Raw genomic sequence first — 9,129 nt, 5'->3', positions numbered from 1 at the left:
GAGGCCTGGGCCCCGGGCGGGTACACGACCGTGTCGACGGCGGCGGAGGCGGCGCACAGGGCGCGTGCGCGTTCCAGGGAGGCGGTGACGTCTTCGCCGGGGGCTCCGACTTCGACGAGGAGCCAGCCTTCGCCCTCGGGCAGGGCGGGGACGGCGCCGGGGCCCTTGTGGACGCGCACGACGTCGACGAGGCGCCGGTCCATGCCCTCCACCGCGAGGGGCGAGTGGGCCAGCAGCGCGGGCACGTCGTCGGCGGCCTCGATGATGGAGCGGTAGCCGAGGGCGGCGAGCACGGGCGCGTCGGGCAGGGGCACGAGGCGCACGGTGACGGACAGGATGAGGACGAGGGTGCCCTCGGTGCCGGTGAGCATGGCGGCGAGGTTGCGCCCGCCCTCGGGGGTGAGGTGTTCGAGGGAGTAGCCGGAGACCTGGCGCTTGAAGCGGCCGAGCTGCGTGCGGATGGGGGCCAGGTGGGAGTCGATGAGCGAGGCCAGCCCGGGCACGTCGCGAAGCGCCGAATCGTGCGAGGTCGTGGCCGTGAAGCGGCGCCCGTGCCCGTCGACGCAGTCGAGGGCGACGATGTTGTCGGAGGTGCGCCCCCAGGCGGTCGCGTGCGGGCCGCAGGCGTTGTTGGCGACCATGCCGGCGATCGTCGCGCGGTTCTGGGAGGAGGGGTCGGGGCCAAAACGCAGGCCGTGCTTGGCTGCCGCGGCCTGGAGGGTGGAGCCGACGCAGCCGGGTTCGACGGTGGCGGTGCGGGCCTCGGGGTCGATGGAGAGGACGCGGTTCATGTGCCGCGAGAAATCGAGGACGAGGCCGGGGCCGATCGCGTTGGACGCGCACGAGGTGCCGCCGCCTCGGGCGGTGAGGGGGACGCCGTGGGCGCGGGCGAGGTCGAAGGCCGCGAGGGCCTGCTCGGGCGTGCGCGGGAATGCGACGGCCAGGGGCGGGATGCGCGTGAGGCCGGCGTCGGAGGAGTAGCGCGCTCGCGTGCCGACGGAGGTGTCGACGTCAATGAGTGCGCGCAGGTCAGACAGGAAGCTGTCGCTCATAAGGCCAGTGTGTCACGGTCGCGCCGCGGAAGTCGTCCCTTCCCGTTGTGCGGATGATCGCGCCGCGGTAATTAGGCCGGTTCGGGATCGTCGCGGAACATCCTGGGGAAAGGTGTCACGGGGACGGGAATGCGCTCGATAGGCGGAAAATGAGGGCTGACCGGCTGTGAAATATTTGGGTATGTCCGCGGCGCCGTCCTGGCCTCGAGGCGGAAGGGGGACAGTTCGAGGCGCGTCTCCTCGGACGCCGGAACGCGCGGTTCTGGCGCCGAGTATTCAACGATGTGCAGGTTCTTTCTGCCCATTGTTCCTCGCCCTGTCTGTCGATTGCTGTGTGTCGCGCAGTAGTCTAACCGGCTGGAAGGTTGCCTGTCGCCCGATTCGCGCACATCACATCCCATCGTACACGATCTGGCCTTTTGGTGAGGCGGAAACGGAGTGGTTGTTCGGCATGTGTCAGTGCGTGTCGGACGCCCGGTGCATGCTTCTCGTGGGACGTCGTATCCCATGCATCGGGGGTTGCGTGGGATGGGAAGGTGGGGGCATGTTCTGAGGGGTGGTGGGCACTAACGGTTCGATTGTTGAGGTTGGGCGAGCCGTGCGGGGTGAGCCGTGCGGGGTGGGGTGGGTGGTCGGATGGGGGTGCGGTGCCGATGTGGGGCTGCGTGTCGGGTGGTGATGGGGTCGATGCCGTTCTTTCGGGGCTTGGGTATGAGGGCTGGGTGCAGAGGTGGTCTCTTTGTTGCGATCGTGGTGGTCCGGCGCGCTCTTTTACCGTCTTGAAGGCGTTCGCGTGTGGCGCATATGACAGGCCGGGCCGTGTATGAAGTGCTGCTGAGGCACCATATGATTACGTGGTATCTATCCCATTGTCCCTGTGTCCTCTGTGTTTCTTTTGGAACGTATGAAACAATGGCCACGAGCGCCCCATACACGTGAAGGAAAGAGCGATGGCCCTGTTTGAGTTCGAGGATGGACACCTCGTCCCCGCTCAATTCGGATACCCGGTTGCGCAAGACCTGGGTCCTGATCTGGTGGACGCGATTTGCCAACAGGTCTTACAGATTGTGTCCCGTCCCCTGTTCCCGGTGACGTGGCGTGACATGACCGGACAGGACGACGAGGAGACGCCGCGCCTGACGGCCCTCGACGTGACGGGCCAGATCGTCTCCGTCGAGATCCTGAAGCTCCTGGACTCTGAGACCCTCATTACGTCGCTGTCGCGGCTGGCGGTCGTCGCCTCCCTGTCGTGGTCGGACCTGGCGGCGGAGTACCCCTCGGGCCCCGAGGGCTTCCGTGCGGGGTGGGCCCAGTTCCGCGATTCGATGCCTCCGGCTGTGGGCCCGGGTCCCCGACTCATTATGGTCGCGGGCGAGATCGACCCCTCCGTGCGTCCCGCCCTGTCGATCCTGGCGACCTCCGGCGTCGAAGTGCACCTCATGAACCTGCGTCAGATGTCCAACGGTCGTCTCTTCCTGGACGTCAACGCGGTGGGCCCGCGCCTGTACGGGCACGCTCCGCAGCTGCTCGGCTCCGCTTCCGCCGCCCCGGCACTCCCCGCCGCCGCGCCGGTCGAATCCGAGACCCCCGCCGAGGCTGAGGAGCTCGACGACTCCCAGGTCGCCGCCGAGCAGTCGGAAGACGGCACCGATTCAGACGCGCAGGACCGGGCCGACGACGGCGCGGACACGCCGACCACGCGTCCCACCCCGAAGGTGGCTCCCCACCTGCGCGACGTGTTCAGCTACTCCGTGGACGAGGAACCCCCGGCCCCCTGGAAGCCCGCGGGCGAGGAGGAGAACGCCCAGGACACGGAGGACGAGGTCGTGGACGCCTCCGAGGAGAACGCCGAGCTGGGCGATGCCCCCGCCGGTGACGACCAGCGCGACGCCGAGCAAGGCGAGCAGGACCGCGCCGATGGCGAGCGTGGCGAGGATGCGCGCGAGGCCGACGTTCCCGAGGACCGCGACGACGCCGAGCACGACAACGACGCGCATGGTGACGACGCGCATGGTGACGACGAGGCCGAGGCGCCCGAAACCGAGGGAAGCGCCGACGACTCCCGTGAGGAGGACGCTAGCGACGAGGAGAACGCCGAGCAAGGCGAGCAGGACCGCGCCGATGGTGAGCGTGGCGAGGATGCGCGCGAGGCCGACGTTCCCGAGGACTGCGACGACGCCGATCATGCCGATGACGAGCGCGGCAATCCCGAGCCTGAAAACGCCGAAGGCGAGCGAGTCGGCGGTGAGCCCGCCGACCACGCAGACGCAGAGCGCGACGGTGACGAGTGGGGCGACCATGGCCGCCCCGAGGAATGCGCCGTGAATGACAGCGATAAGAATGACAATGAGGAGGAGCAGCACGTGACCCAGGATGAGACGCCGCGCTGGGAGCGCCCCGCCCACCTGGGCAGTCGCGCGTCGCGCCGCGCACAGGCCGAACCCGCCGAGCTCAACGACGGGGGAGCGACCGACGCGGCCACGGCCTCGTTCGTGGATCGCGCGGAGGAATCCCCCGAGGTCGTCGCCGCCCGCGACGAGGGCGTGCCCGTCCTCGGACGCGACGAGGCCGGCCTGCGCACCCTCGCTCAGATCCTCGGCCAGGACACGCCCCTCGTGGCGCGCAGCGAGCTCGGGCTGCCGGATGACCTCGTCCTGGCGGCCAGCGGCGCCATCTCCGGCGCCGGCCTGACCTACCCGTCGCTCGACACGATGCTGACCGCGCGCGGCATGGGCCACATCGACGCCTGGACCCTCGTGCGCATCGGCGACCGCCTGGGCCCAACCCTGGCGGAAGCCCTCGACGAGGTCAACCGCGAGATCGTCCGCGAATACGCGCACGCGCCCCGCGAGCGCCGTGCCGCGAGACACTGACACACGCGACACGACGGGGGCGGCCCGGGATCGATGAATCCCGGGCCGCCCCCGTCGCATGCGCCGACGCCGCCGACGCTAGAGGGAGCCGCGCGAACGCGCCACCGGATGGCCTCGCGCGGTGTCCGGAAGGCGCGACGCTAGCCGACGAAGGCGTCCAGCCAGCCGCGCATCGTCGCGTACACCTGCTCGCGCACGGGCGCGTCGGACAGGACGAGGTCGTGCTTGCCGGGGAATCGGGCGATCGTGACCAGGTCGGACAGGCCGAGGCTGCGCTGGGCGATGACGACCGGGTCCAAGACGGTGTCGGAGGTGAAGACGCGCTCGCACCACTCCTCGTCGACATAAGCGGAGGTGGACACCATGGAGAGCACGGGGCACTCCAGGTGCACGTCCTTCTCGACCGTTTCGTGTCCCGCCATGATGGCGTCGAGCCAGGAGGCGGGCACCGGGTAGGACTCGGGGCGCTTCCACTCCTGAATGATAGGCCAGCCCGCGACGGACGGGTCGTCGGTGGACAGGCCCTCGGGGATCGGCAGTCCGGAGGTGGCGCGCCCGGCGAGCGAACGCCCGTAGTGGCCTGCCCCGCCCGAGGGGACCTCCCACATGGGGTTGCGCGACGCGATGCGCCCGATGACGGGGGCCATCGCCCCGCGCCAGGCGGCCATCGACTGCATCTCGAGCCACGCCGAATTCAGGATCAGGCCGGCCAAGACGCCGGGGTGGCGGTGCGCCCACAGGGTCGCGATGAGGCCGCCCGTCGAGTGTCCCGCGAGGACGAGGGGCTCGTCGTCACGCTCCTCACGGATGATCTCGATGGCCTCGCCGATTTCCTCGTCGTACACGGACAGGTCGTCCGTGTAGCCGATGGTCTGGTGGGGGCGCAGGGATCGCCCGTATTTGCGCATGTCGAGCGCGTAGAACGCCGCCCCCGCCTGGCGCAGCCGATCCGCCATCTCCGTCTGAAAGAAGTAGTCGTTGCGTCCGTGCAGGTACAGGAGCGTCAGGCGAGTGTCCTTCGGCGGGGTGGCGCGCACGAGGGTCGCGACGCAGGGGCCTTCCGCGTCGTCGATCAGCTCAATTGTGCGCGACTCGTAGCCGTCGCCCAGGATGTCGGCGCGCCACTGGGGTCCGGGAGGGCCGGCCTGGCCCCAGGGGGCCATGACGTCGCGTTCGGGGATCCCCTCGGGCGCCGAGGCCTCGGCCCCCACTCCGGACAGGTCGGGAAGCCCGCTCGTGTCCGGCATCTGCTCGCCGTCGGGCGTGGGATTGCTAGTAACGCTCATTGGGTCAGCATAACGCGCGAGGCCGCCCCGGCCTCGTTGATGAGGAGGAGAAACCGGGGCGGCCTCGCGGAGAAAGCGGCGCTGATCAGGCGAAGGAGGATGCGCGCGAGGGAATGCGCTCGTTGAGGAACTCGTTGAGCAGGGCGGTGAGCTGGTCGTGTTCGATGAGGAAGCCGTCGTGCCCGTGGTCGGAGTGGATCTCGCGATAGAACGCGCCAGGAATGCCGGAGGCCATCTGCCAGACCTGCTCGGGGAAGAAAAGCCGGTCGGAGTCGACGGCGACGACGAGGGTGCGGGCGGTGACGGCCTTGAGGGCCTGAGCGACGCCGCCGCGGTCGCGGCCCACGTCGTGGGAGAGCATCGTGCGGCACAGCGTCACGTAGGAGCCGGCGTCGAAGCGGCGCACGATCTTCTCGCCGTGGTAGTCCAGGTAGGACTCCACCGCCAGGCGGCCGCCGTGCAGGGGATCCTCGTCGTTCTGGGGGATGCGGCCGAAGCGCTCGTCGAGCTCGGAGGGGGAGCGGTAGGTGGTGTGCGCGATCTGGCGGGCCAGCGCCAGGCCGGCCGAGGGGCCGGGGCCCGCGTAGTAGTCGCCGCCGCGCCACGCGGGATCCAGCTCGATGGCGCGGATCTGCGTGTGTGTCCACGCGGCCTGGTCGGCGGTTGTCTGGGCGCCGGAGGCTACGACGACGAGGCGGCGCACGCGCTCGGGGTAGGTGACCGCCCACTCGATCGCGCGGTGGCCGCCCAGGGACGTGCCGATGACGATGTCCCACGTGTGGACGCCGAGGAGGTCGGACAGGAGGGCCTCGGCGCGGACCTGGTCGCGCGTGGAGATGACGGGGAATCGCGAGCCCCAGGGCGCTCCGTCCGGCGCGAGCGAGGCCGGTCCGGTCGACCCCTGACAGCCGCCCAGCACGTTCGCGGCCACCACGAAGTAACGTTCGGTGTCGATGATGCGTCCCGGCCCCACGATCTGGTCCCACCAGCCGGGGGTCGGCTGGCCGGGCGCCGTCTCGCCGTACACGTGGGCGTCGCCGGTCAGCGCGTGCAGGATCAGGACCGCGTTGGAGCCGGCCTCGTCCAGTTCTCCCCACGTCTCGTAAGCGAGCGTCACGGAGGGCAGGATCTCCCCGTTTTCCAGGCGCTGGGCGCCCAGGTTCGCGAACTTGCGGAAGGCGACCGGGTCGCCCTCGCGCCAAGCACCGGAGGTGGGGGCGGGGGGCAGGTTGTGGCGGCTCATAATGTCCTTCTTTCGCGTGAGCGTGACGTGAGAGCGGGAGAGGCGCGGCGGCCTCGGCGCATGAGGAGTGTGTATTTCGCCGAGGCCGCCGACGGCGGGTGTTCAGGCGGTGGCCGCGCGGGCCGCGTCAAAGCCGAGCTGCAGGTCGGCGAGGATGTCCTTGATGTTCTCCAAGCCGATCGACAGGCGCACCGTGCCGGGCGCCACGCCGGCCTTGGCCAGTTCCTCCTCGGTCAGCTGCGAGTGCGTCGTCGAGGCCGGGTGGATGACCAGGGACTTGGCGTCGCCGATGTTGGCGACCACGGGCAGGAGCTGCACGCCGTCCGCGAAGGCCCGGCCGGCCTCGTACCCGCCCTTGATGACGAAGGAGAGCAGGCCGCCCGTGCCCAGCGGCGCGTACTTCTTGCCCAGCTCGTAGTAGGGGGAGGACTCCAGGCCCGCGTAGTTGACGGACTCGACGTCCGGGTGTGCCTCCAGGAAGCGGGCGACGGCGAGCGCGTTAGAGACGTGGCGCTCGATGCGCAGGGACAGGGTCTCGATGCCCTGGGAGATGAGGAAGGCGTTGAAGGGGGAGGTGACGGCGCCCAGGTCGCGGTTGATGAGCGTCTGGATGCGCAGCAGGAACGCCAGGTTCGCGCCCAGTGCGCTGCCCACGCCCATGTCACGGGCGTAGACGAGGCCGTGGTAGGACTCGTCCGGCGTGTTGTAGAGGGGGAAACGCTCGGGCTGGGAGGCAAAGTCGAAGTTGCCCGAGTCGACGATCGCGCCCGCGATCGAGGTGCCGTGGCCGCCCAGGTACTTGGTAGCGGAGTGGACGACGATGTCGGCGCCCCACTCGATCGGGCGCACCAGGTAGGGGGTGGCGACCGTGTTGTCGACGATGAGGGGCACGCCGACCTCGTGGGCGACCTTCGCGATGGGCTCGATGTCGAGGATGTCGCCCTGTGGGTTGGGGATGGTCTCACCGTAGAAGGCGACTGTCTTGTCGTCGGCGAGCGCGCGCCAGGCCTCGGGGTCGAGCGGGTCGGCGACGAAGCGCGCCTCGATGCCCAGTCGGCCCAGCGTGTTCTTCAGCAGGGTGACGCTGCCGCCGTACAGGGAGGGGGAGGCGACGACGTTATTGCCGGCGACCGCCAGGGCGAGGATCGACAGGGCGGTCGCGGATTGGCCGGAGGAGACGAGGAGGCCGCCGACGCCGCCCTCGAGGGCGGCGATGCGGGCGGCGACGCCGTCGGTCGTCGGGTTGGTCAGGCGCGTGTAGATGGGGCCCAGTTCCTGCAGGGCGAATCGGCTCGCTGCCTGCGCGGTGTCCGCGAAGGCGTAGGAGGAGGTTTGGTAGATGGGGAGGGCGGTCGCGCCGGTGGCGGGGTCGAGGTTGTATCCGGCGTGAATCTGCTTGGTTTCGAAGGACCAGTCGTTGGCGGTCATGTGGCGGCTCCTTGGGTTGGGGGTGTGTCGTCTCTGGTTCCCCTCTGGCGGGCCGCGGATGCGGTGACAAGAACATGCGTCGAGGCGCGTCCCGCTGTCGGGGGACTGCGCGGCAGTCGCTGGTGCTGACGCGCAGTCAGCGGCACATTCGACGGTTCATGTCTCCATTCTTTGTCATGGACGAGGCCGGGGCGCGATGGTCCCGGATGGTGGACTTGTGTAACAGCCGGGGCGCGGAGCCAGCATGTGTGAGCAGACTCATAGTGATGGTTGAAAGTGGGATGACAAGGCCGGTAATTGCGCGGTAATCATGGTGTTGATGTTACTTATGTTGCGATTGTTGTATGTGTGAAAGTTGGGTTTTATGGTGCGTTTGTTGCCAAGCGTGACGAAAGTGGATAGGCTTTTTCCCAGTACGCGCCCGCGGGCGCACCTGTTCACGCAACGGAATGAGACGACGATGAGACGACGCGGAACCATCCGCCTGGGCCTGACGGCACTCGCCGCCAGCGCCCTGCTGGTCCTGCCCCAGATGGCGCAAGCGGCTCCCTCCGAAGAGGAGATCGCTGCCGCCCAGGCCGCCGAAGAAGCCGCAAAAATGAGCGTCGCCGAAATCGAGGTCAAGCTGGCGGAAGTCAACGCGAGCGCCGCCACGGCCACGCAGAACGCGCAGATGGCCGGCGAGGACCTCAACGAGGCCAAGCTCGCCCTGGATGAGGCGACCAAGACTGCAGACAAGGCCTCGTCCGACGCCGACGCCGCCGAAGCCGCCTTCGAGGAGGGCAAGCAGCAGATCGCCTCCGTCGCCCAGACCGCCTACCGAGGCGGTGGCGGCACGCTCGACTCGCTCGCCCCCTACCTCGATTCCGATGGACTGCGCAGCGTCGAAACCAAGCAGGCCGGCATCAACTCCTTCTCCTCCTCCGCCGAGGCGAAGATGCAGAACGTCGCAGCCCTCGAGCAGGTCGCCAAGGTCACCCGCGACGCGGCAAACGCCGCGCGCGACAGCCAGCAGGCCGCCACCGACGAGGTCCAGGCGCGCACCGACGCCGCCAACAAGGCGGCCTCCGACGCGCAGAACCGCGCCTCCATCGTCGCGGCCCAGCGCGACTCCTACGTGCAGGAGCTCGCCACCAAGCAGAACACCACGGTCGACCTGATCAACCAGCGCGAGGCCGCCCTCGAGGCCGAACGTCAAGAGGCCGCCCGCATCGCCGCCGAACAGGCCGCCGCCGCGCTCGAGGCGC

5 protein-coding genes and 1 pseudogene are annotated in these 9,129 nt (G+C 69.3%); 2 read left to right on the top strand and 4 right to left on the bottom strand.

Annotation, left to right across the window (positions count from 1 at the left end):
• Positions 1–1,052, bottom strand: a 1,052-nt coding sequence (locus HMPREF1138_RS10050; protein ID WP_009059470.1) for an FAD-binding oxidoreductase, incomplete at its 3' end; no start/stop codon positions are given.
• A gap of 950 nt (positions 1,053–2,002) precedes the next feature.
• Here HMPREF1138_RS10050 and HMPREF1138_RS10045 point away from each other — a divergent pair.
• Positions 2,003–3,925: a hypothetical protein gene (locus HMPREF1138_RS10045; protein WP_009059472.1), complete on the top strand. Its 1,923-nt coding sequence runs from the start codon at positions 2,003–2,005 to the stop codon at positions 3,923–3,925.
• A gap of 140 nt (positions 3,926–4,065) precedes the next feature.
• Here HMPREF1138_RS10045 and HMPREF1138_RS10040 read toward each other — a convergent pair whose 3' ends face one another.
• From HMPREF1138_RS10040 to HMPREF1138_RS10030, 3 genes are all read right to left on the bottom strand, one after another.
• Positions 4,066–5,211 carry an alpha/beta hydrolase gene (locus HMPREF1138_RS10040; RefSeq protein WP_009059475.1) on the bottom strand — a complete coding sequence of 382 codons (1,146 nt, stop codon included), beginning with the start codon at positions 5,209–5,211 and terminating at the stop codon, positions 4,066–4,068.
• 85 nt (positions 5,212–5,296) lie between these two features.
• Complete coding sequence (metX, locus tag HMPREF1138_RS10035) at positions 5,297–6,454, bottom strand: homoserine O-acetyltransferase MetX (RefSeq protein ID WP_009059465.1); 1,158 nt, start codon at positions 6,452–6,454, stop codon at positions 5,297–5,299.
• Positions 6,455–6,556: 102 nt separating this feature from the next.
• On the bottom strand, positions 6,557–7,882 hold the full coding sequence (locus HMPREF1138_RS10030) for an O-acetylhomoserine aminocarboxypropyltransferase/cysteine synthase family protein (RefSeq protein ID WP_009059468.1): 1,326 nt from the start codon (positions 7,880–7,882) through the stop codon (positions 6,557–6,559).
• A 460-nt stretch (positions 7,883–8,342) separates the two neighbouring features.
• On the opposite strand from HMPREF1138_RS10030, the pseudogene HMPREF1138_RS10025 reads away from it, so the two are divergent.
• Positions 8,343–9,129 (top strand): annotated as a pseudogene (locus HMPREF1138_RS10025) (hypothetical protein); the annotation flags it as partial.

It is taken from the genome of Actinomyces sp. ICM58, assembly GCF_000283035.1.
Lineage (GTDB): Bacteria > Actinomycetota > Actinomycetes > Actinomycetales > Actinomycetaceae > Pauljensenia.
The sequence above is the reverse complement of the archived record's forward strand: the minus strand, read 5'-3'. Positions and strand labels throughout refer to the sequence as shown.